Raw genomic sequence first — 26,237 nt, 5'->3', positions numbered from 1 at the left:
GTCCGGACCGCCGCCGAGGAGGTCAGCTCCCCGGCACCTCCAGCTTCGTGATGCGCACCGCGCCCCGGGTCTCACCCGGATACGCGCTGGTCAGCGTGAGCCGGAGCCGGGAGCCGCGGACGGCACCGAAGGTGATCACCGTCGGCTCGCCGGAGGCGGTGGCCCAGGCGACCGAAGCGCCCTCGACCGGCGCGAACCGCTTCCCGTCCCACACCGCGGCCTCGACCGAGGCGGGCAGGCTGTGGGTGGCGCTCAGGGTGAAGGAGACCTCCGCCCGGTCGAAGGTCCTGGCCCGTCCGAAGTCGACGGAGACCCAGTCCTCGGCCCGCGCGCCGCTGAAGGCGGGCAGCAGGGCGGTGGCGGCCTTGCTGAAGGCGTTGGACCAGCCCGTGGCGGGGTCGCCGTCGAGCATGGCGGCCGGGAGGGTGTCCGGCCGGCCGGAGTAACTGGCGTCCGCGAAGGGCTGGTTCGCAGGAGCCGGGTGCTCTGGAGCGAAGGCGGCCGGCTCAGTGAGGGCGGCCGACCGGGCCGGGGTGGAGCGCACCTTCGCGATGCCCGTCCGCAGGCCTTCCACGCTCGCCGTCACCTTCAGGACTCCCGGCTCGGTACCGGCCCGCACGATCGCGAGGGCCTTGCCGTGGAAGGCGGTGCGGGTACTGGCCTGGTAGCGCTCGGCGCTCTCCTGGCGGCCGTTGTCGAGCCCGGCGAGCGAGCCGCCGGTGACCGCGAAGGAGATCAGGTGCTCGGCGTCGGGCACGACCACCCCATGGGCGTCGACGACGTCCGCGGTGACGAAGACCAGTGAACGCCCGTCCGCGGCGAGCGACGTGCGGTCGGCGGTGAGGCGCACGGCGGCGGGCCGGCCGGCCGTGCGGAGTACGTCGGTGGCGACGGCCTTGCCGTTCCTGCGCGCCACGGCCTTCAACTCACCCGGCGCGTACGGCACCTTCCACGTCAGATGAAGCTTGCCCGCGCTGCCGTTCGGGCTGGTGTAGCTGCCGGGGTAGGGGCCGTCGGTGAAGGTCTTGTCGTCGCCGGTGGCTTCCGTGGTCTCCAGGTACGCCCGGCCGTCGGTGGTCTTCTTGGTGTCGAAGCGCCGGGTGCCGAGGGACGTGCCGTCGAGGAACAGTTCGACCTCGGGGACGTTGGCGTACGCCCACACCTCGACCGTGTCGCCCTCCTCGTGGTTCCAGGTCATGGGAACGAGATGGACCATCGGTTCGTCGGTCCACTGGCTGCGGAAGAGGTGGTACATGTCCTTCGGGAAGCCGGCCGTGTCGACGGCGCCGAAGAAGGACGCCTTCACCGGGAAGACGTCGTACGGCGTGGGCTCGCCGATGTAGTCGATGCCGGACCACAGGAACTGCCCGGCGAACCACTTGCGGTCCCGGTCCTTCTTGTGGCCGTACTCGCCGCTCATCGTCCAGGAGGCGAGGTTGTTGTCGTACGACGAGGTCTCCCGCCTGCCGGGGGTGTGGTTCTCGCCGGTGTTGAGGTGCTCGGGTTCCTGGTAGGCGCCCCGCGTCGAGGTCTCGGAGGACGACTCGGACTCGAAGAGGAAGAGGTGCGGGTAGGCGGCGTGCAACTGGTCCACCGACTTGGCCGTGTTGTAGTTCAGGCCGAGGCCGTCCAGCTTGGCCAGCATCAGGTCGGCCGCGGACCCCTTGGCGGGCAGGCGGCGGTACTTGTCGGAACCGATGATCAGCGGGCGGGTGTCGTCCACGGCCTTGATCGCGGTGATGATCCGGTCGGCCATGGCGAGCCCGGCGGTGGACGTGGAGTCGGGTATCTCGTTGCCGATCGACCACAGCAGCACCGCGGGTGAGTTGCGGGCCGCGAGGACCATCTCGGTCGCGTCCTTCTCGCACCATTCGTCGAAGAACCGGCCGTAGTCGTAGCGGGTCTTGGGGCTCTTCCAGCAGTCGAAGGCCTCCACCAGCATCACGATGCCGAGCTCCTCGCAGACCTGGACCATCTCCGGGGAGGGCGGGTTGTGGGAGGTGCGGAAGGCGTTGACGCCCATCGACTTCATGATGGTCATCTGCCGGCGGATCGCGTCGAGGCTGACGGCCGCGCCGAGGGCGCCGAGGTCGTGGTGGAGGTCGACGCCCTTGATCTTGTGGTGAGTGCCGTTGAGGTGGAAGCCCTCGTCCGGGTCGAAGCGGAAGGTGCGGAAGCCGAAGGGGGTGCTGTACGTGTCCGTCGTGGTGCGGCCGACCCGCAGGTCGGTCCGTACGGTGTAGCGGTGGTGCGGTGTCCCGAAGTCCCACAACCGCGGCTCGCGGACCGTCAGTTCATGGGTCTCGGTGGCCCTGCCGGTGACGGTGACCGTGGAGGACGTACGGGCGACGGTACGGCCGCGGGGGTCGACGATCCGGGTGACGACCTCGACGTCGGCGCCGGTGCCGGACGCGTTCACCACGGACGTCGCCACCCGGACCAGGCCCCGTTCCCCGGTGATCTCCGGGGTCGTGACGCGGGTGCCCCAGCGTTCCACGTGCACCGGGTCGGTGACGACCAGGCGCGCCTCGCGGTAGATGCCGCTGCCCGAGTACCAGCGGCTGCTGGGGAGCCGGTTCTGCACCTTGACCGCGATCACGTTCTCGGTGGTGCCGTCGGTGTGGAGCAGGTCGGTGAGATCGAGGGCGAAGCCGGTGTAGCCGTAGGGGTGGCGGCCCACCTCGGTGCCGTTGCAGTAGACGTAGGCGTCCATGTAGACGCCGTCGAACTCCACCGAGATCCGCCGGCCGGCGAGAGCGGCCGGCAGGGTGAAGGCGAGGCGGTACCAGCCCAGTCCGCCGGGGAAGAAGCCGGTGCCGCTGGTGGTGCCGTTCTCGGTGGTCGGCGCGAGTTCGATGCTCCAGTCGTGCGGGACAGCGATCTCACGCCAGCTCGAGTCGTCGTAGCCGGGGGCGGCGGCGTCCGCGTACTCCCCGGTCGGGTCGGTGATCCCGCCCGGGTTGACCAGCGCGAAGCGCCAGCCGCCGCGCAGCGCGACGGTGCGGCGGCCGGACGCGCTCCCGGCGGACCCGGCCGCACCGGCCGCGGGGGTGGCCGACAGCACGCCCGCGGCCGGTGCGGCCGTGGAAGCGAGCAAAACCGATCTGCGTGTGACCGTCATGGCGGCTCTCCCTCATCCGGGCCCAGAAGTACTCACAACTGATCGTGAACAAACACAATCTGACGGTGAGCCAGTTGCGGCCGTCAAGGGCCCGGTGAGCTGCTTGTGACCCAGCTGTCACCTCGGCCGGAATTGCCTCTTGACGGCGGTCCGACCGCGGGGCCGGGCGTGCACTGGGGTTCGTCGTTCGCCTGCGAGCACGACGCACTAGGCTTGGAACCCAAGTGACGTGTTCGTTCACTGAGAGTGCGCGCAATGGAGTGGCGACGATGACCCTCGTGTACCCGTTCGATGACGCGCCGACGGCCCGGGCTGTCGTCGGTGAGGACGGCACGCTGGTCGCGTGGAACGCCGGCGCGCAGCGGCTGCTGGGCTGGGCACCCGCCGAGGTGGTGGGCAGACCAGCGGTGAACCTCCTGGTCAACGGGGGCGAAAAGGTGCCCGCCGGGCCCGTGGGCGCCCGCTGGGACGGCACACTCACCCTGTGCCACCGCGACGGCACGGCCGTCTCGGCCTGGCTGCTCGCCCACCACCAGCACTCGCCGGACGGCGGCCCGGGACACTGGCTCGTGGTCACCCCGCTGGACCCCGACGGCCTCCACTCCCCCGACGACCCGCTGAGCACGGCCGCCCTGACGCAGTCGCCGTGCGCCGTCGCCGTATACGACGAGCAGCTGCGGCTACGCCGGATCAACGACGCCATGGCCGACGTGATCGGACTGCCCGAGAAGCGCATCCAGGGCCTCAGGCTGTCCGAGATCGGCGGCAAGCAGCAGAGCGAGGAGCTGGAGGAGCACCTGCTGCACGTGCTCACCACCGGGCGGCCCAAGGACGTGCAGACGTACATGCGGACCGGCGGCGAAGACCGCGCACACCCCTGGCTGGCCCGGATGGCGCCGGTCACCGACCCGGCGGGCCGGGTGCGGGGCGTGTGCCTGGCCGCCCATGACTTCAGCGGCAACTTCCTCGCCCGGGAGCGGCTTCAACTGGTCAACGAGGCGAGTGTGCGCATCGGCACCACCCTCGACGTCACCCGCACGGCCCAGGAGCTGGCGGACGTGTGCATTCCGGCGCTCGCCGACTTCGTCAGCGTCGACCTGCTGGACTCGCAGGAGAACGGCGAGGGCCCGACGGCGATCTCCGCACCGGTCGAGCTGCGTCGCGCCGCGCACCAGTCGGTGGAACCCGGCAACCCGCTTGCGGTGATCAAGCCCGGGCACAGCGAGCTGTATCCGGCCACCTCTCCACAGGCCGACTCGCTGACGGCGGGCCGCACCATCGTCGCCACGGTCGCCTCCGGGCGCCTGGACCAGTGGCTGAACTGGAACACCACACGCGCCGAGCGGGTGAAGCAGTACGGCGTCCACTCCACGATGTCCGTGCCCATCCAGGCCCGCGGCCAGACCCTCGGCGTCGCGGTCCTCACCCGGTACCACCGGTCCGACCCCTTCACCCCGGACGACGTGCTGCTGGCCGAGGAGATCACCGCGCGCGCCGGGATCTGCATCGACAATGCCCGCCGCTTCTCCCGCGAGCGTGAGACCGCCCTCGCCCTCCAGCGCAGTCTGCTGCCCCGCTCCCTGCCGCGCACCGCCGCCGTGGAGGCGGCCTCCCGCTATCTCCCGGCCGCGCGGGCCGGGGTGGGCGGCGACTGGTTCGACGTGATCCCGCTGTCGGGGATGCGGGTCGCGATGGTCGTCGGGGACGTGGTCGGGCACGGCATCCAGGCCTCGGCGACGATGGGCCGGCTGCGCACCGCAGTCCGCACCCTCGCCGACATCGACCTGGCCCCGGACGAACTGCTCACCCACCTCGACGACCTCGTCGTACGGCTGTCCGCGGAGGCAGGCGGTGAGGGCAGTCCGGGTGAGGTCGGGGCCACCTGTCTGTACGCGGTGTACGACCCGGTGTCGCGGCGCTGCACCCTGGCCCGGGCCGGGCATCCGGCGCCCGTGATGCTGACGCCGGGCGGGCCGGCCCGCCCGGTGGACCTGCCCGCGGGGCCGCCGCTGGGCGTGGGCGGGCTGCCGTTCGAGTCCGCCGAGCTGGCCCTGCCCGAGGGGAGCGTGCTGTCCCTGTTCACGGACGGGCTCGTCGAGTCCCGGGAACGGGACATGGACGCCAGTCACGCGCTGCTGTGCGAGGCCCTGGCCGTGCCCTCCGACTCCCTGGAGGAGAGCTGCGACCGGGTGCTGCACGCGCTGCTGCCGTCCGGCGGCTCCACGGACGACGTGGCCCTGCTGATGGCCCGCACCCAGGGCCTTCCCGCCTCCCAGGTGGCGACCTGGGACATCCCCGCCGACCCGGCGCTGGTGGCGCCCGTGCGCAAGCAGGTCGTCCAGCAGCTCGGCCGCTGGGAGCTGACCGAGGCGTCGTTCACCGCCGAACTGGTGACGAGCGAGCTGGTGACGAACGCGATCCGGTACGGCGCCCACCCCATCCGGCTGCGGCTCATCCATGACGCGACCACGCTGATCTGCGAGGTCTCCGACACCAACCACACCGCCCCGCACCTGCGGCGCGCCAAGACCTGGGACGAGGGGGGCCGGGGGCTGCTCCTGGTCGCGCAGCTCACCCAGCGGTGGGGCAGTCGGCACACGGCCGACGGCAAGACGATCTGGGCGGAGATCGGGCTCCTCGACCTGGAGTGATCCGGCCCCTGAAGATTCGGCGGACTTTGTACGCGCGCGTGCGTGGAATCTCCGGGAGTGTGGAGACATGACGAACAGGTCCCTGGTTGTGCGGCGGGCGTCGGTGCTCGCGAGTTCGGTCGCGCTGCTCGGCCTGCTGGCGGGCTGCGGCAGCGGTGACGGCACGCCGAGCGCCCCGCGCACGGAGTCGGGCACGGCGGCGCCCGCGACCGGCACCTCGACAGCGTCCAACAGTGCGCCGAGCGGTGTGCCGACCGACGCGGTGAGCAACTCCCTCACCCCGTCCGCACCGCCGTCCCCGGCGGCGGGCACCCGCTGCCACACCTCCGAACTGAGCGCCTCCGTCGGCCGCAACGACCCGGGCGCCGGGCAGGAGAACTTCCCGGTCGTGCTGACGAACACGTCGAGCCGCACCTGCACGCTGTACGGCTATCCGGGCACCGCCTTCGTCGACGCGTCCGGCAAGCAGCTGGGCCCGGACCCCGAGCGCTCCTCCACCGGACCGGAGACCGTGAAGCTGGCACCGGGCCAGAGCGCGTGGGCCGGACTGTCCTTCGCGAACCCCGAGGTCAGCGGGGCTGCCACGGCCACCCCTGCCGCCCTTGTGGTGACCCCGCCGGACGAGGAGGACCCGCTGAAGGTGACCTGGAAGGGCGGCGAGGTCCCGGTGTCCGGCAACGAGTCGTCGGTGCGGCTCATCCCCTTCAGCGCGGGCACCGGGGCCTGAACGGGCGGGGTCGGGGGTATCGGGAGGGTTCTTACCCTGGCCTGGTTTCATGACCCGGCACGATCTGCCCGCCCTCCGAAGGAACCGCCCTGAACACCCCGCTCGCCGAAGCCCTGTCCGTCGCCCTGCTCGTCGCCGTACTCGTGTGGGCGGTCGTCCGCCCCTTCGGCTGGCCGGAGGCCGTGGTCGCGGTCCCGGCGGCCGCGCTCGCGGTCGTGACCGGGGCGATCTCCCCCGACCACGCGTGGGCGGAGGCCGAGCGGCTGGGGCCGGTGGTCGGATTCCTGGCCGCGGTGCTGGTGCTCGCCCACTTCTGTGACGTCGAGGGGCTGTTCCACGCCTGCGGGGCCTGGCTGGCGCGCCGGGCGGCGGGCTCGCCCGGGCGGCTGCTGACCGGGGTGTTCGGGCTGGCGTCCGCGATCACGGCGGTGCTCAGCCTGGACGCCACCGTGGTGCTGCTGACGCCGGTGGTCCTGGTCACCGCCTCCCGGATGGGCGCGCGGGCGAAGCCGCACGTCTACGCGTGCGCCCACCTGTCGAACACGGCCTCGCTGCTGCTGCCGGTGTCGAACCTCACCAACCTGCTGGCCTTCGAGGCGAGCGGGGTGAGCTTCACCCGGTTCGCGCTGCTGATGACGCTGCCCTGGCTGGCGGCGATCGCCGTCGAGTACGCGGTGTTCCGGCGCTTCTTCGAAACCGACCTCACCGTCGTCGACCACTCCCCCGAGCCGTCCGAGGAGCCCGCGCTGCCGCTGTTCGCCCTGGTCACCGTCGGCTGCACACTGGCCGGGTTCGTGGTGGCCTCCGCGTTCGGCGTCGACCCGGCCTGGGTGGCGTGCGCGGGGGCGCTGGTGCTGGCGGGCCGCGCGCTCGTCCGTAGGAAGGCCACCCCGGTTGCGGTGGTGCGGGCGGCGGCGCCGGCCTTCCTGGCGTTCGTGCTCGCCCTCGGCATCGTGGTGCGCGCGGTCGTCGACAACGGGCTCGCCGACGCCCTGCGGCACGTCCTGCCCGGCGGGACGGGGATCGTGGCGCTGCTGGGGATCGCCGCGCTGGCCGCCGTGCTGGCGAACCTGATCAACAACCTGCCCGCGGTCCTGGTCCTGTTGCCGCTCACCGCCGCGGCCGGGCCCGGCGCGGTCCTCGCGGTGCTGCTCGGGGTGAACATCGGCCCGAACCTCACCTACGCCGGGTCGCTGGCCACGCTGTTGTGGCGGCGCATCCTGCACCGGCACGACCATGAGGTCGGGCTCGGGGAGTTCACCCGGCTCGGCCTGCTGACCGTGCCGACCGCGCTCGCCGCCGCGGTGGTGGCGCTGTGGGGCTCGCTTCAGCTCGTCGGAGCCTGAGCGGGGTCAGCGCGCGCCCCCGTAGCCGCCGCCTCCGTACCCGCCGCCGTACCCGTAGCCACCGCCGTAGCCGTACCCGGGGCCGGGGCCGGGAGCGCCGGGGTTCTGGCCGCCCCAGGAGCAGTAGTACGGGTTGGTGGCGCAGGGGTCGCTGGGGGACGGGATGCTCGGCGGTGTGGGGACGGGCGTCGGGGAGACGGTCGTCCTCGGGGTGGGGGTCGGCGTTTCGGAGGGCGCGGGAGCGGACTTCGTGGTCGGCGTGGGGCTGGTGTCCGCGTCCCAGTTGACCGCCTCCATCTGGGGGTCGGTCTTCGAGGTGTCGAAGACCCAGCGCTGGGCGGGGCCCTCGTCGCGGTTCTTCAGGACCAGCGCGCCGGATCCGTCGGTGGCGGCCGGGGTCAGGGCCAGGTCCTGGTTCCAGCGCGGTACGAGGGTGCCCTGGAGGGTGAAGTCGTAGCGGATGTCCTTGGCGTCCGGGGCGGTGGCGCCCGTGCAGGTCGCGAGCCGCACCGAGAAGCCGAGGCGGGAGTCCAGGCACAGATCGGGGTCGGTGGCGCTGCGCAGGAGTCCGTCGGTCTCGTACGTCCACTGCTGGCCCTCGGCCGCGGAGCACTTGGCGAGTGCGGTCTCGGCTCCCTGGGCGATCTTCTCGCCGACGACGCCGACGCACAGCCCGGACTCGACGTTGTGCAGGCGGCCGCGCAGGTCGCCCTGGCGCTCTTCACTCGCCCCGGCGTACGACGGGTCGCCGGTCGAGGAGGCGGTGTCGGAGCCGGGCGCCTCGGTGGGGGCGGCGTCGGCGGGGCCGTTGCCGTCCGAGTGGAACGAGGACCACATGACCAGAGGAAGGACGACGAGCCCGCTGACCGTCAGGACGGCCGCGGTGAGGTTGCGGCGGGAGGTGCGGCGGGCGGCCTTGTGACTCGAGCGGCGGGAGGCGGAGCGCGCCCGGACGCGGGGGCCGGGGACGGCCGGCGGCGGGTCGGCGGGAGCGGGCCCGCCGGAAGCGGCGGCGTCCTGGCCCGGGGCGTTGAAGGGCATCGGAACGCCGAAGGCCTCCGCGACGAACGGCCTGGCCGGCGCGTGCTGTTGGGCCTCGCGCGCCGCTCCCGCGTCGTCGGCGCTCAGCCGAGACTGCACATAGGCGGCGGCACCCCAGCCGAGCACCGCCTCGGCGAGCGCGAGACCGAGCTGCCCGTTGAACTGGTGCAACTGGTCGGCGGTGTGCAGGCAGTGCCTGCACCGCTCCAGGTGCTCGCGCAGATCGGGGTCGAGCTCGACACCGCCACGCCGGTAGGTCACGTCGAGCAGCCGCAGATAGTGCCGGCACTCCTGCTCGGGGGCGAGTTCGCGGTGGACCTGGAGGCACTCCTCGCGCAGCCGCTCGCGGGCCCGGCGGAGTTCGACGCCGGCATCTTCCTCGTCGAGGCCGAGCAGGGCCGCGGGGACGCCGAGCGGCTCAGCCTCGACCTCGGTGTGCCACAGCAGACAGCGGGCGGACTGCTGCAGGCGCTGGAAGGCACCGGACAGCAGACGCCGCTCGGCGGGGGGCAGCAGGCGGGCAGCGGCTCGGTCGCCGCCCGCCTCGGTTCTCAGCGCGGGGTGGAGCATCTCCCGGCGGCCGTCGGCGTCCCACTCGGCCGCGATCCGGCGGACGGTGACGAGCAGATGGGGCCGCCACGCGGCGGTGGGCCCGGTGTGGCGCAGGGATTCGCCGAAGAGGCGGGTGAAAGCGGCCGTGGTGAGCATGCCCGCGGGGCGGGGGCCGTCGGTGCACAACCGCGCGTAGGCGAAGGCGGCTTCCCAGTGCCGGTCGAGGAGTTCACCGACGGGCTGCAGGGCCGGCGTCGTGCCGCTCCACTTCTTGAGCTCGGCGCTCAGCTGCTCGTCCGTGACGTCGTACGGGCGAACCGGAGACGGGGAATTCGACAGGCCTGCGTCATTCACGGCGGCATTTCCTCCCGAGGGCATGCTGCATTGCATAAGTCCATACCAATGGGTGCGTCCGCCTGGGACAGCTCTTTTGAAGCGTGAAGGGCGTACGGAGGGGGTCAAGAGCACACAGGGGAAATATCCATTGTCTGTGTGCTGACAAGGCACACCTTTACACAGGTCAGGGACGCCCAACAAGTGATCTCGCGGTTTTGCGCTTCCCGTACGCCCGCCATAGATAGACAATTCGTCAACACCAACGCCTCGCGGATTGTGGTTCTCCTGATTTCGTCATTTGGAAACAGGATTCAGTTAACTCCGCGAAGAGATCCAGGCAACCATTGAACCTCCACTCCACAGCGCATCCGGGTCACCCCATGATGTCATGCCCCAACCATTGGACCGACCGCCCGGTACGCCCCGGGTGGTGTGCCGTAGCGCTGGCGGAAGACGCGGTTGAAGTGGAAGGGGCTGGCGAAGCCGGAGGCGGCGGCGACGCGTTCCACGGAGAGGTCGGTGCTCTCCAGCAGCCGGGCGGCGTGCTGCAACCGCGCCTCGCGCAGCGCCCGCATGGGTGAGCGGCCCAGCTGCCGGGTGAAGAGGTGGGCGAACCGGGACGGTGACAGCGAGACCTCGCCGGCGAGCGACCGCACCGTGTGCGGAGCGCCGGGGTCGGCCGCGATCAGCTCCTGGGCGCGTCGCACCCGGGGGTCCACCTCCGTACCGGTCCGGGCCCGGCGTGCGGTACCGGCGGTGAGCAGGACGACCTCCTCCAGTGCGCACAGGGCGAGTTCACGGGCGGTGGTGCCGTGGGCCACGGCGACGGCGACCCGGTCGTCCGGCGGGTCGGTCCCGGGCGGGGTGCCGGTGCGGGGCCGGCGGGCGTCGGCGAGCATCCGGCGAAAGGCTGCCTCGACGCGGGCGTGCGGACCGTCCCCGGCGGGATCCGCGGGGACGACGTACATGCCGTCTCCCCTGCCGTGTGGTCCCAGCCAAGCGCTCCAGGCCGGTCTGGCTCCGCAGTGCGCCCACCAGAACTCCCAGTGCGCGGCGCCCCGTCCGACGCCGTAGCGGTGCGGGGCGCCGGGGGCGAGCACCACCAGGTCCCCGGCGCCCGCGTGGGTCTCGGTCCGTCCCTGGCTCAGACTGCCCCGGCCGCCCACGGTCCAGGTGAACAGCCAGCTGTCGGCGCCGCGCGGCCGATGGACGGCGTAGCCCGGGAGTTCGTCGTAGCGGCCGACGACCACGAGGCCCGGCGGTGGTCCGGGGTCGCCGGGCGCAGCGGTCCCGGGCAATCCGTCGGCGGTCACGGGCATCCTCCTCGCACGGGCTGCGGCCTAGCGTGACGAGTGGAACACAACCGACCGAGGAGTGGACGCATGACAGTCACGGGCATCGAGCCAGGGGTCCGGCAGTTCCAGGAGGACGGCTTCATGGTCGTCCGCGGGCTGTTCGCACGCGACGAGATCGACCGGCTGTGCGGGGAGTTCACGGCACTGCACGCGGGCGGTCCGGTGCCGGGACACTTCGAGCCGAGCGCGCCGAGCGAGTCGGCGGATCCGCTGCGGCGGTATCCGCGCGTGATGCAGCCGCACGAGATCAACGACCTCGCCCTGCGGTTCCTGCTGGACGCCCGGCTGCGGGAGGTGCTGGAGACGCTGCTCGGGGAGGAGGTGCTGGCCGCGCAGAGCATGTTCTACTTCAAGCCGCCGGGGGCGCGGGGGCAGGCGCTGCACCAGGACAACTTCTATCTGCGGGTGGAGCCGGGCACGTGTGTCGCGGCCTGGGTGGCCTGCGATGTGATCGACCGGGACAACGGAGGGCTGGAAGTCGTCCCGGGCACGCACCGGATGGACCTGTTCTGCCCCGAACTCGCCGACTCCGAGGTGTCGTTCGCGCGGGAGTACGTGGCACCGCCGCCCGGGCTCGCCGCGGCGCCCGTGGACATGGCGCCGGGGGACGTCCTGTTCTTCAACGGCAGCCTGGTGCACGGGTCGCAGCCGAACCGTACGGCCGACCGGTTCCGGCGGTCGTTCATCGGGCACTACGTGGGAGCCTCCACCGAGCGCATCGGGCACTACTACCGGACGCTGTCGATGAGCGGTGCGCGGGTGCCGTTGCCGGAGAGCGAGGGGGCGGGCCCGTGCGGCACGGAGTTCTCACCGCACGGACCGCACTAGCCGCCGTGACAGAGCCCGGCCGTGACCCGACTCAGCCGAGACCGGACTCAGCCGTGACCGACGATGGGGCGGGCCGTGTACGGCCCCTCCAGCTCCTCGATCTCCTTGTCGCTGAGCTCCAGTTCGACCGCCGCCACCGCGTCCTCGATGTGGTGCGGCCTGCCCGCGCCCACGATCGGGGCCGCCACCGTGTCCCGGGCCAGCAGCCAGGCCAGCGCCACCTGGGCGCGGGAGACGCCCCGGTCGCCGGCGATGCGGGTGACGGTCTCGACGATGGTGCGGTCGCCCTCCTGGTAGAGGCGGCTGCCGAAGTCGTCGGTGGAGCTGCGGTCGGTGACCGTGCCCCAGTCCCGGGTCAGGCGACCGCGGGCCAGCGGGCTCCACGGCAGCGCGCTGACGCCCTGGTCGGCGCAGAGCGGCAGCATCTCGCGCTCCTCCTCGCGGTACAGGAGGTTGTAGTGGTTCTGCATGGACACGAACTTGGTCCAGCCGTGCCGCTCGGCCGTGTACTGCATCTTCGAGAACTGCCAGGCGTACATCGAACTGGCCCCGATGTAGCGCACCTTGCCCGCCTTCACCAGGTCGTGCAGCGCCTCCATCGTCTCCTCGACCGGGGTGTGGGGGTCGAAGCGGTGGATCTGGTAGAGGTCGACGTAGTCGGTGCCGAGGCGCTTGAGGCTGTGGTCGATCTCCGTCATGATCGCCTTGCGGGACAGCCCGGCGGCGTTCTGGCCGGACCGCATCCGGCCGTGCACCTTGGTCGCGAGGACGATCTCGTCGCGGTTCGCGAAGTCCGCGAGGGCCTTGCCGACGATCTCCTCGCTGGTGCCGTCGGAGTAGACGTTCGCGGTGTCGAAGAAGGTGATCCCGGCGTCCAGTGCCTGCCGTATCAGGGGCCGCGACGCCTCCTCGTCGAGGGTCCACTCGTGCACGCCGCGGTCCGGCAGGCCGTAGGACATGCAGCCCAGACAGATCCGCGAGACGTCCAGGCCCGTCGAACCGAGCTTCACGTACTGCATCGTTGCTGCTCCTGCCTTCGAGAGGGGTCCGAAAGGGAGCGTACGACTTCGCGCGCGATCAAGGTCCCCGCTCGTCCCTACTCGACCAGGTCCAGCGCCCGCTCCCACCCGAACTCCTCGCCCTCGGCGCCCTCATAGGGGTCTCCGATCCGCACTCCCATCCCCCGCAGCCGGATCAGGCTGTCCTGGTAGGCGGGGTGAGCGGCGAGGTCGTCGGAGACACAGGGCAGCACGCCGACCGGCACGCCCCGGCCGGCCACCTCGCACAGCGTGCCCACGGCGAGGGTGTCGGCGATACCGGCCGCCCACTTGTTGACCGTGTTGAAGGTGGCCGGGGCGACCACGACCGCGTCCGGGTCGGGGAAGGGCCGCGGGTCCCCCGGGCGGCGCCACGCCGAGCGGATCGGACAGCCGGTCTGCGCCTCGACGGCGGCCGTGTCGAAGAAGCCGTTCATGGCGGTGGGGGTGGCGATGACGCCCACGCGCCACTCCCTCTCCTGCGCCGCGGTGATCAGTTTGCCGACGTCCGCCGCGACCCCCGCGGCGCAGACGACGACGTACAAGAAGGGGGGTATCTCGTCCTGTTCCATCACGCCGGAACCCTACTGAAGCGGGAAGGACAGCCCCCGCTCGCTCTCGGGCCGCGGTCCGCGGATCCGGCGCTCCTTCTCCTCGATGGGCACGTCGTTGATGCTCGCCTCGCGCCGGGTCATCAGACCGTGCTCGTCGAACTCCCACAGCTCGTTGCCGTACGACCGCCACCACTGGCCTTCGGTGTCCTGGCACTCGTACTGGAAACGCACCGCGATGCGGTTGCCGTCGAACGCCCACAGGCCCTTGCGCAGGGCGTACTCCCGCTCGCGCGCCCACTTCGCGGTGAGGAACTCGACGATCTCGGCGCGGCCGGTGACGAAGGTGCCGCGGTTGCGCCACACGGAGTCCTCCGAGTAGGCGAGCGCCACCCGCTGCGGGTCGCGGGTGTTCCAGGCGTCCTCGGCGGCCTGCACCTTCTGGGCGGCGCTCTCGCGGGTGAAGGGCGGCAGGGGCGGGCGGTCGGTCACGGCGTCCCCCAGGGCGGCTATCGGAGAACGTGCGTTCTCCATGGCACTGCTAACGTAGGAGAACGCACGTTCTCGCGTCAAGGAGGGTCGTCCATGGACAGCGCAGTGGCCCGTGAGCGGGTGCTGGACGCCGCCGAGGAGCTGTTCTACGGGCGGGGCATCCAGTCCGTCGGCATGGACGACATACGTGGCGCGTCCGGGGTCTCGCTCAAGCGGCTCTACCAGCTGTTCCCGGCCAAGGAGCAGCTGGTGGAGGCCTATCTGGAGCGGCGGGACGGACGGTGGCGGGGTCGGCTCGCCGAGTTCGTGGAACTCCGGCCGGCCCCCGAGGAACGGATCCTCGCGGTCTTCGACTGGCTGGAGGAATGGTTCGGCGAGGAGGGCTTCCGCGGGTGCGCGTGGATCAACTCGTACGGCGAACTGGGCGCGACCTCGGACCGGGTGGCGGACCAGGTCCGGGCGCACAAGACGGCGTTCGGGGCCTACCTCGCCTCCCTCGTGGCCGCAGCGGGGCGGCCCGCGGCGCTGGCCGGACCGCTCTTCCTGCTCGCCGAGGGCGCCATGGTGACGGCGGGCATCACGCGAAGCACCCGCCCTGCCGCCGAGGCGCGCGAAGCGGCCCGGCTGCTGCTGGACGCCCACTGAGGTCAGGCGACGGGGAGCGCCCCGACTCGGTCGCGGGCTCTCCCGCGGGAGTCCGTCGCGAGCTCCTCCAGACCCCAGGTGCGGCAACAGACCGGCCAGGGTGAGGGTGGGGCTTTCCTGGCCGCCGCGCGAGGCGATGATGTGGGCGGGCGGCTCGACGTGCCGACACCGGCGACGGCTGCGGCAGGCCGACCCCCGGTGAAGCTGCGGGGCACCCGGTCGGCTGCCGGAGAGACCGTGGCGCTGCCCGGGGTGCCGAACGTGACGGCACCGGGGGAGTCGCGGGTAATCCGTTCAACACAACGACCTGGACGAAGAGTTCAGCGACCTTCACTATCCCGGACGGCACGACGAGGTTCAAGATCGGCCTCGCTGCCGCTGACCGAGTGGCGGCCGACTGGATAGGGTTCGACCGGGTCTCCCTGGCGTGCTGCGGCAGGCCCCGCTGCCACCCGAGGCGCCGGCGAAGCTGCGGGGCCCCGACGGTCGCCGAGGAGACGTGGCACTCCGGGACACTGAACGTGACGACACCGGAAATGCTGCGGCAGGCCGACTCGGCCCCTCTGCACCCGAGGCGCCCGTGAAGCAGCGGGGTCGCCCGGACGGTCAACGCAGAGACCGTGGCGCCGCCCGAGCGACCCGGTTCGCGGCCGTCGCCCTGGTCCACGGGGGCGTCCGCCTTGTCGTCGACTCGGTCGGCGGCTGCTGTTCGCGTTCACTGTCAGGGCCAGAGGGCGGGCGTCGTGGACTCGGGGGCTCGACCCGCCTCGCCGGTTCAGCTCACCGTCTCCGACACGGTGATCGCGGCGACGGGACAGGCACGGGCGGCCTCCCGGACCATGGGGTCGCCGCCGCCGTCCTCCCGGCCGGGCAGGAGGGCGCTGAAGCCGTCGTCGTCCTGGGTGAAGACGCCCGGGGCGGCCAGGGCGCACTGGCCCGCCCCGATGCAGACGTCCTTGTCGATGTCGATGTCCATGTGCATCGTCGGAGCCTCTTACCAGGTCACGGGGAGTTCCAGCATCCCCTGGATCGTGTCGCCGGGTTTGAAGGGGATCTCCTCGGCGGGGGCGGCCAGGCGCAGGGTGGGGAGCCGGTCGAAGAGGGTGCGCAGGGCGATCTCCAGTTCGGCGCGGGCGAGGTTCTGTCCGAGGCACTGGTGGATGCCGAAGCCGAATGCGATGTGGTGGCGGGCGGGCCGGTGCCAGTCGAGGGTGTCCGGGGCGGCGTAGACGCCCTCGTCGCGGTTGACGACCGAGGTCGAGAAGACGACCCCCTCGCCCGCGCGGATCGTCGTCCCTGCCACCTCGATGTCCTCCACGGCCACCCGCAGGAGTCCGTCGGCGATCGACAGCATCCGCATGAGTTCCTCGACCGCGTTCGGGATCAGCGCCGGGTCGGCGCGCAACTCGGCCAGCCGGTCAGGGTGTCGGAGGAGGGTGTAGGTGCCGAGCGAGATCATGTTGGCGGTGGTCTCGTGACCGGCGACCAGCAGGATGATCGCCAGGGCGATCAGTTCCGCACGGCTCAGCTCGCCGTTCCGCAGCTGAAGGTGGACGAGTTCGTCGAGCACACCGTCGCCGGGCTCCGGCTGTTTCTGTTTGCGGTCGACGAGTTCGTCGAAGTACTTCTCGAGTTGGTCGCGGGCGTCCGTCACGTCGTCGGCCGTGGGGCCGCGCAGCAGCCGCCGGGACTGTCCTTCGAAGAAGTCGTGGTCGCTGTAGGGCACGCCGAGCAGGGCACAGATCACGGTCGAGGGGACGGGCAGCGCGAAGGCGGTCACCAGCTCGGCGGGCGGGCCCTGGGCGATCATCGCGTCGATGCGTTCGTCCACGATCTCCTGGATCCGGGGGCGGAGTTCGGTGGCCCGGCGGAGTGTGAAACTGGGGACCATCATGCGCCGCTGGACGCGGTGTTCGGGGTCGTCGACGCCCAGCAGCGCGGTCCGCCGGTTCTTGATCGCCGCGAAGCGTGCCGTGGGCGCGGGGAAGCCGTCGCGGGTGCGGTCGGTGGACAGCCGGGAGTCGGCGAGCAGGGCGCGGGCGGTGCCGTGTCCGGTGACCAGCCAGGCCGGGCGGCCGTCGAAGAGGGTGATCCGGGACAGCGGGCGGGTGGCACGCAGGGATTCGTAGCCGGTGGGCGGGTGGTAGGGGCAGGTCCGGTCCTGGGGGAAGGCGACGGGTTCCGTTTCCGTCATGGAAGACCTCGCAGACGAAGGGTGCGTCGTGCAGATCTTCATTAGATGCTCGGGGCATCTATAGGGCGACGAGAAGTTCGGCCAGATCGGGGACGGGAGCAATCTGGCCGGAGACCGTCGCCGAGGGGAGGAGAGCGGAGGACGACCTTCCTGCCGGGGCGGCCGTAGCCCGGAATCCGGGCTGCCGTGGTTTGGCCGCCCACCTCGGTATCCGGCCATGCCGCGCGCGGACGGTGTACGCCCCGGTGGCCATGATCGGGCGGTTCGGCAGCCTCCGTGCTGCTGCGGCCGAGCGACGTCACGGCCGGTCATGCTCAGCGGGCCCCTGGGAACCCGGAGGGGATGATTCCCGTTCAGGACGGTGTTGAAGAACCGTGCGGGAACCCCGTAGCAGACGACGAGGAGACGGTGACCATGCCTCTTGAGGGCAAGTACGAGCCCAGCCCGGCCCAATGGGTGCGTGACCAGGTGGAGTTGTACGAGAGCTCCGGTGGCACCGAGGGGAACACGCTCATGGACACGGGGATGCCGGTCATCGTGCTGACGACCCGTGGCGCGAAGAGCGGCAACATCCGCAAGACACCGTTGATGCGCGTCGAGCACGACGGGAGTTACGCGGTGGTCGCCTCGCAGGGCGGCGCCCCCAAGCACCCGGTCTGGTACCACAACGTCAAGGCCGACCCGCAGGTCGAGCTCCAGGACGGCCCGGTCAAGCGGGACTTCACCGCCCGCGAGGTCACCGGCGCGGAGAGGGACAAGTGGTGGGAGCGTGCCGTCGCGGCGTACCCGCCGTACGCCGACTACCAGACGAAGACCGACCGGGTGATTCCGGTCTTCGTCCTGGAGCCCGTCGACGGCAACTGACCGCCCTCGGAAAAATCTCCGGCCGAAGCCGCATGAAGCGACTTCGGCCGGGCACCCGAGCGTCAGGCCCCGCCGCGTTCCCCCGTCGCGGCGGGGCTTTCCCGTGCCTCCTCGGCCGGCCGGTCGGTCACGTCGAGGAAGATCTGGTCTGCCTCGGCCACGGTCCGCGAGACGGACCGCTTGATACGTACGGCGACCTCCTCGACCCGCTCGCTGTCCAGGCCCGGCACCAGGTCCACCCGGGCGGCCACCAGGACCGAGTCCAGCCCCATCTTCATGGTGAACAGGGCCTCCACGCTGTCGATCTCGGGCTGTGCTTCCAGCAGCTCCCGGATCCGCGAGCTGGCCTCCGGGTCGGCCGCCTCACCGATCAGCTGCCCCTTGGCCTCGCGCCCCAGGCGGTAGGCCACGTAGACGAGCAGCGCGCCGATGGCCAGTGAGGCGGACGCCTCCCACACGACCTGCCCGGTGACCATGTGCAGCGCCATGCCGATCATAGCCAGCGTCACGCCGAGCACCGCCGTGCCGTCCTCGGCGACGACCGTGCGCAGGGCCGGGTCGCGCATGCCCTGTGCGACCCCGCCCTGCTTGCGCACCTGGTGCAGCGCCCGCAGCAGCGAGATCCCCTCGGCGACGAAGGACACGCCCAGCACGATCAGGCCGGCCACATAGCCGCTGAACTTCTCCTCGGCGCCGTTGCGGAGCGCCTCGACGCCCTGGAAGACCGAGAAGCAGCCGCCCATCACGAAGATCCCGACGGCCGCGATCAGCGACCAGAAGAACCGCTCCTTGCCATAGCCGAAGGGGTGGCGGCGGTCGGCGGGCCGCCTGCTGCGGCGCAGCGCGGCCAGCAGGAAGACCTCGTTGAGGCTGTCCGCGACGGAGTGCGCCGCCTCCGACAGCAGCGCGGGCGAGCCCGCCAGGAGGCCGCCGACGGCCTTGGCGACCGCGATCACGAGGTTCGCCGCGAGTGCCACCAGTACGGTGACGCGTGTTTTCCGGTCTGCTGTGTCGTTCGTCGATGTCCCGCTCACCCACGCCGACTGCCCGCCTCCGGGTCACTCACACCGTGCCGATTCCCGAAAACGGGGAACGCGTCCACCAGGACAGGCGTCCGGCACAGACAGGAGGAAGCATGGGCAGCGCCGACGACGGCAACAGCGCGTTGGGCCACAAGGCGTTCAAGCGGTCCAAGAGCCACTTCGCGGACCGCGTGACCGCCGACGGCCGGGACGGCTGGCCGGTGGAGGCCGGCCGCTACCGCCTGGTGGTCAGCCGCGCGTGTCCCTGGGCGAGCCGGGCGGTCATCTCGCGACGGCTGCTCGGGCTCGAGGACGCCCTCTCCATGGCGATCACCGACCCGATCCAGGACGACCGCAGCTGGCGTTTCACCCTGGACCCGGACGGCCGCGACCCGGTGCTCGGTATCCGCTACCTCAGCGAGGCCTACGACAAACGGGAGAGCGACTATCCGGGCGGGGTGAGCGTGCCCGCGCTCGTGGACGTTCCCAGCGGGAAGCTCGTCACCAACGACTACCAGCAGCTCACCCTGGACCTCGCCACCGAGTGGACGGCCCTGCACCGGGACGGGGCGCCCGATCTGTATCCGCGGGCGCTGCGCGACGAGATCGACACGGTGATGGCGGAGGTCTACGAGGACGTCAACAACGGCGTGTACCGGGCGGGATTCGCCACGAGCCAGCAGGAGTACGAGGAGGCGTGCGCGGGCGTCTTCCGCCGACTCGACCTGCTGACCCCGCGGCAGGCCCGGCAGCGGTATCTCGTCGGGGACACCATCACCGAGGCGGACATCCGGCTGTTCACCACACTGGTGCGTTTCGACGCCGTCTATCACGGTCACTTCAAGTGCAACCGCTGGAAGCTGACGGAGAACGAGGTGCTGTGGGCATACGTCCGCGATCTCTACCAGACGCCGGGCTTCGGTGACACCGTCGACTTCGACCACATCAAGCGGCACTACCACCAGGTGCACACAGGTATCAACCCGACCGGCATCGTGCCGCTCGGGCCGGACCTGGCGGGCTGGCTGACGCCGCATCACCGTGCGGAGCTCGGCGGCCGTCCGTTCGGCGACGGGACCCCGCCGGGTCCGGTCCCGACGGCCGAAGCGGTCCCGGCGCACCACCGACCCACCACTGAGCAAGGAGATTGACGTGGCAAAGAAGAAGAAGCTGCCCCTCGCCTACAAGCCCCTCGGCTTCGTACTGGGCTGGACGAGCGGAACGCTGGCGGGACTGGCCTTCCAGAAGACCTGGAAGGCCATCCGGCACGAGGACAACGCCCCCGACGCCCTGGACCGTGACCGCGGCTGGGGAGAGATCCTGCTGGCTGCGGCGGTCCAGGGCGCCATCTTCGCCGTGGTGCGCAGCGCCGTGGACCGCGCGGGCGCCACAGCCATCGAACGCTCCACCGGAGTCTGGCCGACCGACGAGAAGGGCGGCCGCGACTGACTCAGCCCTGCTTGGGCGCGGTCGGGGTGACCGTGCGCACGGTGAAGGAGTGTCCGGCGGGGTCGGCGTACCCGCGTTCCTCGAACGGCCCCGCCACGTCCTTCGTGTCCAGCGGGCGCCCGCCGAGCTCCACCACCTTGCGTTCGACCGCGTCCAGGTCCTCCACCACGAAGTCGATGTGGGCCTGGAGGGAGTTCTCGGGGCGGGGCCAGCTGGGCGGTGTGGCGTTCACGTCGCGGCGGAACGCGAGCCGGAAGCCGTCCGCTCCCCTGATCTCCACGCGGTTGGCGGTCGCCTCCGTCTCCTCGGCCGCCAGCAGCTCCTTGTAGAACACGGCGAGTTTCTCGGGCTCGGCACAGTCGAGCACGACGACCCCCGCTTTCACCAGTGCCATGTCTCCTCCGAAGGGTTCGGCCACGGGGCGTCGGCGCCCTGCGGCCCTGTACCTTGCGGATATCCCGGCACGGCGGATTCAGTCGGCGACCAGCCACTGTCCGTCCCGCATCAGCTCACGCCCGGTGAGCTCGTTGGCCTCCCGCCAGGCCTGCACGCGCTGCGGACGGACACGGAAGTACAGGTAGGGCGTGGTGAGCCGACGGGGATCGAAGCCGGTCACGGAGGCGAACCGGTCACCCTCCTCCTCGCTCAACTCAGCCTGGGTGACGGTCTCCACCGCCCCCTCGATCACCACGACGTCCCGGGTGGGCCCGAGGCCGAGCCGGACTCTGCCGGTCGCCTTGAGGTTCCGGCCGGTGGGGCTGGCGACCGGGGTGGCGAGGAGGACGGTGGAGCCGTCCCAGAGGAACGAGAGCGGGACGAGATACGGCACTCCCGAGTCGTCGGCCGGGGCCGTGGCGACCCAGACGTCCTCGTCGTGCTCCAGTCGGCGCAGGGTGTCCTGCTTGCGCTGCGCGGCGGGGCGTGGCGGCTGTGGGGCCATCGGCGTGCGTCCTCCTGCTGGATCAACAACTGAGGGATCAGTCTGGCCGTTCGGTCCCGTTTCCACCTCCGGGTTTCCCGGTCGATCCTCACAGTGGACTTCCTGGACGGATGTCCAGCTATAGTGGACACACGTCCAAGAAGTAGGGGAAGCTGATGGAGATCCTGGCGAACGTGCTGGTCGGCCTGGTGGCGGCGCTGCATGTGTACATCCTGGTGATGGAGATGTTCCTGTGGCAGAAGAAGCCGGGGATGTCCTTCCACGGGTTCGACCGGGAGATGGCCCGGGCCACCGCGGCGATGGCCGCCAATCAGGGGCTGTACAACGGGTTCCTCGCCGCGGGGCTGGTGTGGGGGCTCGTCGCCGGGGACCCGACCGGGTTCCGGGCGCAGGTGTTCTTCCTGGTCTGCGTGATCGTCGCCGGTGTGTACGGCGCCGTCACCGCCAACGTCCGGATCCTCGCCGCGCAGGCGTTGCCCGGCGCGCTCGCCCTGGCCGCTGTACTCGTGGCGCAGTGACCCGCCCCGCACCCGAGGACCCGCGGGCGGCCCGCACCCGGGCGCGGCTGCGGGAGGCACTGCTCGCGGAGTGCGCCGAGCGGCCGCTGGAGGAGGTCGGTGTGGCCGCGCTGGTGCGGCGGGCCGGGGTCGGCAGGGCCACCTTCTACGTGCACTACGACGGCCTGGAGGCGCTCGCCGTCGACGCCTGCGCGGACGTCGTACGGGACGCGGTGGAGGCCCTGCACGCCTGGCGCGGGCGGCCCGACCCGGTGCACGCGCCTCCCGCGCTCGCGGAGTTCTTCGCCTCGCTCACCCCGCACGCTGCCCTGTATCGGTCCCTGCTCGCGCCGGGCGGCGGCGGACCGTTGGGCAGGGTGCTGCACCGGGATCTGCGGGCCTACAGTCTGCGGGAGCGCGAGCTCGCGGGCGCCGCCGACGCCCCCCTGGTGGCCTCCGCGGTCGCCGCCACCTTCGCCGGTGTCCTCGCCGACTGGCTGCACGGCCTGCTCGACGCCTCCGCAGCCGGCATCGCCGACCAGGTCTGGCAGTTGCTGGTCGCCCTGCACGCCAGCCGGTGAACCGCCCTCATTCGCAGGCCACGTGTTCCTTGAGCAGGGGCCATGCCTCCACTCCGTCGCGGGTGCGGACGTACGCCGTCCGTCGGTCGCCGGTCAGCCACAACTCCCGGTCCTGATACCGGTATCCGGTGTCGTGCGCGTTCGCCGGCAGGGCGACCGAGCCGTCGTAGGCCGCGGTGAGCATGCCGGGTTCGAGCAGACCCTCCGGGTCACGGGCGTACGCGCGCCCGCCGAGGTCGAGGAAGCGCACCTGCCCCCAGCCGCAGTGGTCGTCCCCCGTGCCGCTGCTCACCTCGGTGGTCGGCACCCGCTCACCCGCACGGTCGGTCCAGATCTCGTAGCCGTGCGAGGCGGTCCACTCGGCCGGGAGTTCGGACGGGTCGCAGGACGCGCTGGTCTCCGGGCCCCAACCGGGCCTGCCCTTCTGGTCCTTGGCGACCACGACCGCCACCTTGGTCCGGCCGCCGACGTCGTAGGAGTACAGCACGCGGTCCGTCTCCCGGCGCTCCACGCGGTAGCCGGAGCGGGGGTCGCCCGGGTCGAACAGGTCGAAGTACAGCTTCAGTCCCTCCTCGGGGCTGTCTCCGCCGTCGTCCCTGCTCCAGCCGTCGGGGCCGTTGCCGTTGTAGATCTCTCCCACACACTCCAGGGCCCGGCCGGCGGCACCCGAGGCGAGCCGCAGCGCCTGCGGTGTGTGCCCGTCCAGTTCCTTCCTGGGGACCTTCATCGGCCCGTCGTAGACGGTGGCCGGTGCGGCGCCCTCGACCACCACGCCCTCCCCGGACTCGCATCCCACGACCGTCATGGCCGTGACGGCCAGCACCACCCACCGCACTCCGCGCATTCCCGCCCCCTGAAGACCGTCCGCCTGCATGATCCTTCGACGCCAAGGGGCCCCGGAACGTTCAGCGCGCCGCCGTCTGGAACGTGCGCCGGTACACCTGCGGTGACACCCCGATGGCCGCGTGCAGGTGCTGGCGCAGGGACGCGCCCGTGGCGAAGCCGACGCGGCCCGCGATCCGGTCGACCGACAGATCGCTGGACTCCAGGAGGTGCCGGGCCCGGACCACGCGCTGCTGGATCAGCCAACGGCCGGGGCTCATGCCGACCTCGTCGTTGAAGCGGCGCGCGAAGGTGCGCAGACTCATCCGGGCGTGGGCTGCCAGGTCGCCCAGGGTCAGCGGCTCGTCGAGGCGTTCCAGCGCCCAGGCCCGGGTCCCGGCCGTGCTCGCGGCACCCTCCTCCGGGACCGGCTGCTCGATGTACTGGGCCTGGCCGCCGTCCCGGAAGGGCGGGACCACACAGCGGCGGGCGACGGTGTTGGCGAGTTCGGCGCCGTGGTCCTTGCGGACCAGGTGCAGGCAGACGTCCACACCGGAGGCGGCTCCGGCCGAGGTGAGGATGCGGCCGTCGTCGACGAAGAGCACGTCGGGGTCGAGGTCGATGTGCGGGAAAAGGCGCCGGAAGTGGTCGGCGAGCTGCCAGTGGGTGGTGGCGCGGCGGCCGTCCAGGAGGCCGGCCATGGCGAGGACGAAGGCGCCGGTGCAGATGGAGACGATCCGGGCGTCGGGGCGGATGCGGGCGAGCGCCCGGCGCACCTCCTCCGAGAGCTCGGCGGGCATCCGGTCCGCCGAGACGGGGGTGATCACCACGGTGTCGGCCGTGGCGAGGATCTCCGGTCCGTGCTCGACGCCGATGGTGAAGTCGGCGTTGCTGCGCACCGGTCGGCCGTCGGCCGAGCAGGTCAGCACCTCGTACCGGCCGTCGGCCGCGCCGAGGATCCGGCTGGGGATGCCCAGCTCGAAGGGGTACACGCCGTCCAGGGCCAGCACCACGACCCGCTCGGTCCGCTGGGCCTCATCCACATGTCGCATGGCACGATCCTATCGAAGCTTGGCAATCGTGCCATTTCCCGAGCGGGCGGGGCCGGGCAGGCTGGACGACCATGAGCACTGTGAACACCATGCGAGCCATCAGCCAGGACACCCTCGGCGGTCCCGAGGTCCTCAAGGAGACCGAGGTCGAACGCCCCGCGCCGCGCGCGAACCAGGTACTGGTCCGGGTGCGGGCGGCCGGCCTGAACCCCACCGACTGGAAGCACCGCGCCACCGGCGGCTTCCTCGGCCAGCCGCCGTTCGTCCTCGGCTGGGACGTCTCCGGCGTGGTCGAGGCGGTCGGCATCGGGGTCGCCACCTTCAAGCCCGGCGACGAGGTGTTCGGCATGCTGCCGTACCCATGGGGCCACGGTTCGCACGCCGAGTACGTCGTCGCGCCGGTGCGGGCCCTCACGCACAAGCCGGCGTCGATCGACCACACCCAGGCGGGTGCGCTGCCCCTCGTCTCGCTGACCGCCTGGCAGGCGCTGGTCGAGAACGCCGAACTGCAGCCGGGACAGCGGGTGTTGATCCACGCGGCGGCCGGCGGGGTGGGTCATGTGGCCGTGCAGCTCGCCAAGGCGCGGGGCGCGTACGTGATCGGCACCGCGAGCGCGGGCAAGCACGACTTCCTGCGCGAGCTGGGCGCGGACGAGGTGATCGACTACCGGGAGACCGACTTCACCGAGGCGGTGAAGGACGTCGACGTGGTGCTGGACACGCTGGGCGGCGACACGTCGGTGCAGTCGCTGCGGGTGCTGCGGCCGGGCGGGATCGTGGTGTCGATCCTGCCGGTCGGCTCGGACGAGTTCGACAAGGAAGCCGAGCGGCTCGGCGTCAGGGCCCTGCGGATGCTCGTGGACGCGGACCGCGCCGGGATGAACGCGATCGCGGACCTGGTGGAGAAGGGTGAGCTGCGGCCCACGATCGCGGGGACGTTCCCGCTGGCCGATGCCGCCGAGGCTCACGAGCTCGGCGACACCGGCCGTACGACCGGGAAGCTGGTCCTGGTGGTCGACTGACCGCTCAGAACGTCAGCACGGGCTTGATCGCCTTGCCCGCGCCCATGTCCCGTACCGCCTGGTCGATGTCCGCGAACGGATAGGTGCTGATCAGGCGGTGCAGCGGCAGCCGCCCCTCCTTCACCAGTCGGACCAGGGCGGGGATGAAGCTCTGCGTCTCAGCGTCACCGAGGGTGAGGCCGACGATCCGCTTGCCGCCGAGGAGGCCGTTGACGTCGAGGGAGACCTCGGTGCCGAACGGCGGGGCGCCGACGACGACCAGGGTGCCGCGCGCGCCGAGCGCGTCGACGCCCTGGCGCAGGACGCCCACGTTGCCCGTGGTCTCCACGATCCCGTCCGCGCCCTGCCCGCCGGTGATCGCGGCGAGCGCCTCACCGAGGTCCTCCTCGCCGGCGTCGACGGTGTGGGTGGCGCCCAACTCCTTCGCCAGAGCGAGGCGTTCGCCGACCCGGTCGACGGCGACGATCGCCGTGGCCGGGGTGAGGCCGGCGGCCATGACCGCGGACAGGCCGACCGCTCCGGCGCCGAGCACGACGATCGTGGACCCGGTGACCGGCTTCAGTACGTTCCACACGGCGCCGACGCCGGTCTGCACACCGCAGCCGAGCGGGGCGATGGACTCCAGCGGCACCTCCGGGTCGACCTTGACGAGGCTGCGCTCGTCGACGAGGGCGCGCTCGGCGAAGGAGGACTGGCCGAAGAAGTGACCGCCGAGCGGTTCACCGTCGCGGCTGATGGTGCTGGTGCCGTCGGCCCGGCGGCCGCCGATGAGGTTCAGCGGCAGCCAGGTGGCGCAGTAGGCCGGGTGACCGCCGTCGCAGTTGCGGCAGTCACCGCAGGAGGTGAAGGACAGGACGACGTGGTCGCCGGGGACCACGCCGGTGACGGCGGAGCCGACGGCCTCGACGACTCCCGCGCCCTCGTGCCCGAGGACTCCGGGCAGCGGGAAGGGCAGTCCGCCGCTCGCCACGCCGAGGTCGGTGTGGCACAGGCCGGTCGCGACCATGCGGACGACCGCCTCGCGGGGGCCGGGCTCGTCGAGGGTGACGTCGGAGAGGGTGAAGGGCGCGCCGCCGGACTCGACGACCGCGGCACGGGTGGTGAGGGACATC

25 protein-coding genes are annotated in these 26,237 nt (G+C 71.7%); 11 read left to right on the top strand and 14 right to left on the bottom strand.

Going from position 1 to position 26,237, the window contains the following annotated elements; all coding sequences use genetic code 11:
* Positions 1–22 precede the first annotated feature (22 nt).
* Positions 23–3,121: a glycoside hydrolase family 2 TIM barrel-domain containing protein gene (locus tag ABZT06_RS15575; RefSeq protein ID WP_355740386.1), complete on the bottom strand. Its 3,099-nt coding sequence runs from the start codon at positions 3,119–3,121 to the stop codon at positions 23–25.
* Positions 3,122–3,390: 269 nt separating this feature from the next.
* On the opposite strand from ABZT06_RS15575, the gene ABZT06_RS15570 reads away from it, so the two are divergent.
* From ABZT06_RS15570 to ABZT06_RS15560, 3 genes are all read left to right on the top strand, one after another.
* Positions 3,391–5,772 carry a SpoIIE family protein phosphatase gene (locus ABZT06_RS15570; RefSeq protein WP_355740384.1) on the top strand — a complete coding sequence of 794 codons (2,382 nt, stop codon included), beginning with the start codon at positions 3,391–3,393 and terminating at the stop codon, positions 5,770–5,772.
* A gap of 67 nt (positions 5,773–5,839) precedes the next feature.
* A complete protein-coding gene (locus tag ABZT06_RS15565) occupies positions 5,840–6,499 on the top strand; it encodes a DUF4232 domain-containing protein (protein WP_355740382.1) in 660 nt (219 codons plus the stop codon).
* Between the two features lie 89 nt (positions 6,500–6,588).
* Positions 6,589–7,845 carry an SLC13 family permease gene (locus ABZT06_RS15560; protein WP_355740855.1) on the top strand — a complete coding sequence of 419 codons (1,257 nt, stop codon included), beginning with the start codon at positions 6,589–6,591 and terminating at the stop codon, positions 7,843–7,845.
* A 6-nt stretch (positions 7,846–7,851) separates the two neighbouring features.
* Here ABZT06_RS15560 and ABZT06_RS15555 read toward each other — a convergent pair whose 3' ends face one another.
* Positions 7,852–9,792 (bottom strand): RICIN domain-containing protein, encoded by a 1,941-nt coding sequence (locus tag ABZT06_RS15555; protein ID WP_355740380.1) that lies wholly within the window; start codon positions 9,790–9,792, stop codon positions 7,852–7,854.
* A 368-nt stretch (positions 9,793–10,160) separates the two neighbouring features.
* A complete protein-coding gene (locus ABZT06_RS15550) occupies positions 10,161–11,087 on the bottom strand; it encodes a helix-turn-helix domain-containing protein (RefSeq protein ID WP_355740378.1) in 927 nt (308 codons plus the stop codon).
* A gap of 69 nt (positions 11,088–11,156) precedes the next feature.
* On the opposite strand from ABZT06_RS15550, the gene ABZT06_RS15545 reads away from it, so the two are divergent.
* Entirely contained in the window at positions 11,157–11,957 is an 801-nt protein-coding gene (locus ABZT06_RS15545; protein WP_355740376.1) for a phytanoyl-CoA dioxygenase family protein, read from the top strand.
* A gap of 47 nt (positions 11,958–12,004) precedes the next feature.
* On the opposite strand, the gene ABZT06_RS15540 is transcribed toward ABZT06_RS15545, so the two are convergent.
* From ABZT06_RS15540 to ABZT06_RS15530, 3 genes are all read right to left on the bottom strand, one after another.
* Entirely contained in the window at positions 12,005–12,976 is a 972-nt protein-coding gene (locus ABZT06_RS15540) for an aldo/keto reductase (protein WP_355740374.1), read from the bottom strand.
* 77 nt (positions 12,977–13,053) lie between these two features.
* Positions 13,054–13,566: a flavoprotein gene (locus ABZT06_RS15535; RefSeq protein WP_355740853.1), complete on the bottom strand. Its 513-nt coding sequence runs from the start codon at positions 13,564–13,566 to the stop codon at positions 13,054–13,056.
* Between the two features lie 12 nt (positions 13,567–13,578).
* Positions 13,579–14,037, bottom strand: coding sequence for a nuclear transport factor 2 family protein (locus tag ABZT06_RS15530; protein ID WP_355740851.1), 459 nt, complete (start codon positions 14,035–14,037; stop codon positions 13,579–13,581).
* A 93-nt stretch (positions 14,038–14,130) separates the two neighbouring features.
* Here ABZT06_RS15530 and ABZT06_RS15525 point away from each other — a divergent pair, with 93 nt between their 5' ends.
* Entirely contained in the window at positions 14,131–14,682 is a 552-nt protein-coding gene (locus ABZT06_RS15525; protein ID WP_355740372.1) for a TetR/AcrR family transcriptional regulator, read from the top strand.
* 775 nt (positions 14,683–15,457) lie between these two features.
* On the opposite strand, the gene ABZT06_RS15520 is transcribed toward ABZT06_RS15525, so the two are convergent.
* Positions 15,458–15,658, bottom strand: coding sequence for a ferredoxin (locus ABZT06_RS15520; RefSeq protein ID WP_053852060.1), 201 nt, complete (start codon positions 15,656–15,658; stop codon positions 15,458–15,460).
* An 18-nt stretch (positions 15,659–15,676) separates the two neighbouring features.
* The gene (locus ABZT06_RS15515; RefSeq protein WP_355740370.1) at positions 15,677–16,876 is read right to left on the bottom strand and encodes a cytochrome P450; all 1,200 of its coding nucleotides are present in this window, start codon (positions 16,874–16,876) and stop codon (positions 15,677–15,679) included.
* A gap of 414 nt (positions 16,877–17,290) precedes the next feature.
* Here ABZT06_RS15515 and ABZT06_RS15510 point away from each other — a divergent pair, with 414 nt between their 5' ends.
* Positions 17,291–17,740: a nitroreductase family deazaflavin-dependent oxidoreductase gene (locus ABZT06_RS15510; RefSeq protein ID WP_355740848.1), complete on the top strand. Its 450-nt coding sequence runs from the start codon at positions 17,291–17,293 to the stop codon at positions 17,738–17,740.
* Positions 17,741–17,802: 62 nt separating this feature from the next.
* Here ABZT06_RS15510 and ABZT06_RS15505 read toward each other — a convergent pair whose 3' ends face one another.
* On the bottom strand, positions 17,803–18,774 hold the full coding sequence (locus tag ABZT06_RS15505) for a cation diffusion facilitator family transporter (RefSeq protein ID WP_355740368.1): 972 nt from the start codon (positions 18,772–18,774) through the stop codon (positions 17,803–17,805).
* 101 nt (positions 18,775–18,875) lie between these two features.
* Here ABZT06_RS15505 and ABZT06_RS15500 point away from each other — a divergent pair, with 101 nt between their 5' ends.
* On the top strand, positions 18,876–19,913 hold the full coding sequence (locus ABZT06_RS15500; protein WP_355740366.1) for a glutathione S-transferase C-terminal domain-containing protein: 1,038 nt from the start codon (positions 18,876–18,878) through the stop codon (positions 19,911–19,913).
* Position 19,914: 1 nt separating this feature from the next.
* Positions 19,915–20,211 carry a DUF4235 domain-containing protein gene (locus ABZT06_RS15495; protein WP_355740364.1) on the top strand — a complete coding sequence of 99 codons (297 nt, stop codon included), beginning with the start codon at positions 19,915–19,917 and terminating at the stop codon, positions 20,209–20,211.
* A 1-nt stretch (position 20,212) separates the two neighbouring features.
* On the opposite strand, the gene ABZT06_RS15490 is transcribed toward ABZT06_RS15495, so the two are convergent.
* Both ABZT06_RS15490 and ABZT06_RS15485 read right to left on the bottom strand, forming a co-directional pair.
* The gene (locus ABZT06_RS15490; protein WP_355740362.1) at positions 20,213–20,605 is read right to left on the bottom strand and encodes a VOC family protein; all 393 of its coding nucleotides are present in this window, start codon (positions 20,603–20,605) and stop codon (positions 20,213–20,215) included.
* A 78-nt stretch (positions 20,606–20,683) separates the two neighbouring features.
* A complete protein-coding gene (locus ABZT06_RS15485) occupies positions 20,684–21,151 on the bottom strand; it encodes a pyridoxamine 5'-phosphate oxidase family protein (protein ID WP_355740360.1) in 468 nt (155 codons plus the stop codon).
* Between the two features lie 155 nt (positions 21,152–21,306).
* On the opposite strand from ABZT06_RS15485, the gene ABZT06_RS15480 reads away from it, so the two are divergent.
* Entirely contained in the window at positions 21,307–21,669 is a 363-nt protein-coding gene (locus ABZT06_RS15480; protein ID WP_355740358.1) for a DUF1304 domain-containing protein, read from the top strand.
* Positions 21,666–22,229 carry a TetR/AcrR family transcriptional regulator gene (locus ABZT06_RS15475; RefSeq protein ID WP_355740356.1) on the top strand — a complete coding sequence of 188 codons (564 nt, stop codon included), beginning with the start codon at positions 21,666–21,668 and terminating at the stop codon, positions 22,227–22,229. The genes ABZT06_RS15480 and ABZT06_RS15475 overlap by 4 nt, the downstream gene beginning before the upstream one ends.
* A 7-nt stretch (positions 22,230–22,236) precedes the next feature.
* Here ABZT06_RS15475 and ABZT06_RS15470 read toward each other — a convergent pair whose 3' ends face one another.
* The gene (locus tag ABZT06_RS15470; RefSeq protein ID WP_355740354.1) at positions 22,237–23,073 is read right to left on the bottom strand and encodes a hypothetical protein; all 837 of its coding nucleotides are present in this window, start codon (positions 23,071–23,073) and stop codon (positions 22,237–22,239) included.
* 61 nt (positions 23,074–23,134) lie between these two features.
* Entirely contained in the window at positions 23,135–24,103 is a 969-nt protein-coding gene (locus ABZT06_RS15465; protein WP_355740352.1) for a helix-turn-helix domain-containing protein, read from the bottom strand.
* A gap of 71 nt (positions 24,104–24,174) precedes the next feature.
* Between ABZT06_RS15465 and ABZT06_RS15460 the strand changes: the two genes are divergently transcribed.
* Complete coding sequence (locus ABZT06_RS15460) at positions 24,175–25,125, top strand: NADP-dependent oxidoreductase (protein ID WP_355740350.1); 951 nt, start codon at positions 24,175–24,177, stop codon at positions 25,123–25,125.
* A 4-nt stretch (positions 25,126–25,129) separates the two neighbouring features.
* On the opposite strand, the gene ABZT06_RS15455 is transcribed toward ABZT06_RS15460, so the two are convergent.
* Positions 25,130–26,236 (bottom strand): NAD(P)-dependent alcohol dehydrogenase, encoded by a 1,107-nt coding sequence (locus tag ABZT06_RS15455; protein WP_355740348.1) that lies wholly within the window; start codon positions 26,234–26,236, stop codon positions 25,130–25,132.
* Between the last annotated feature and the right edge of the window lies 1 nt (position 26,237).

It is taken from the genome of Streptomyces sp. NPDC005483, assembly GCF_040606035.1.
GTDB lineage: Bacteria > Actinomycetota > Actinomycetes > Streptomycetales > Streptomycetaceae > Streptomyces.
This window is presented reverse-complemented; position numbering and strand designations above follow the sequence as displayed.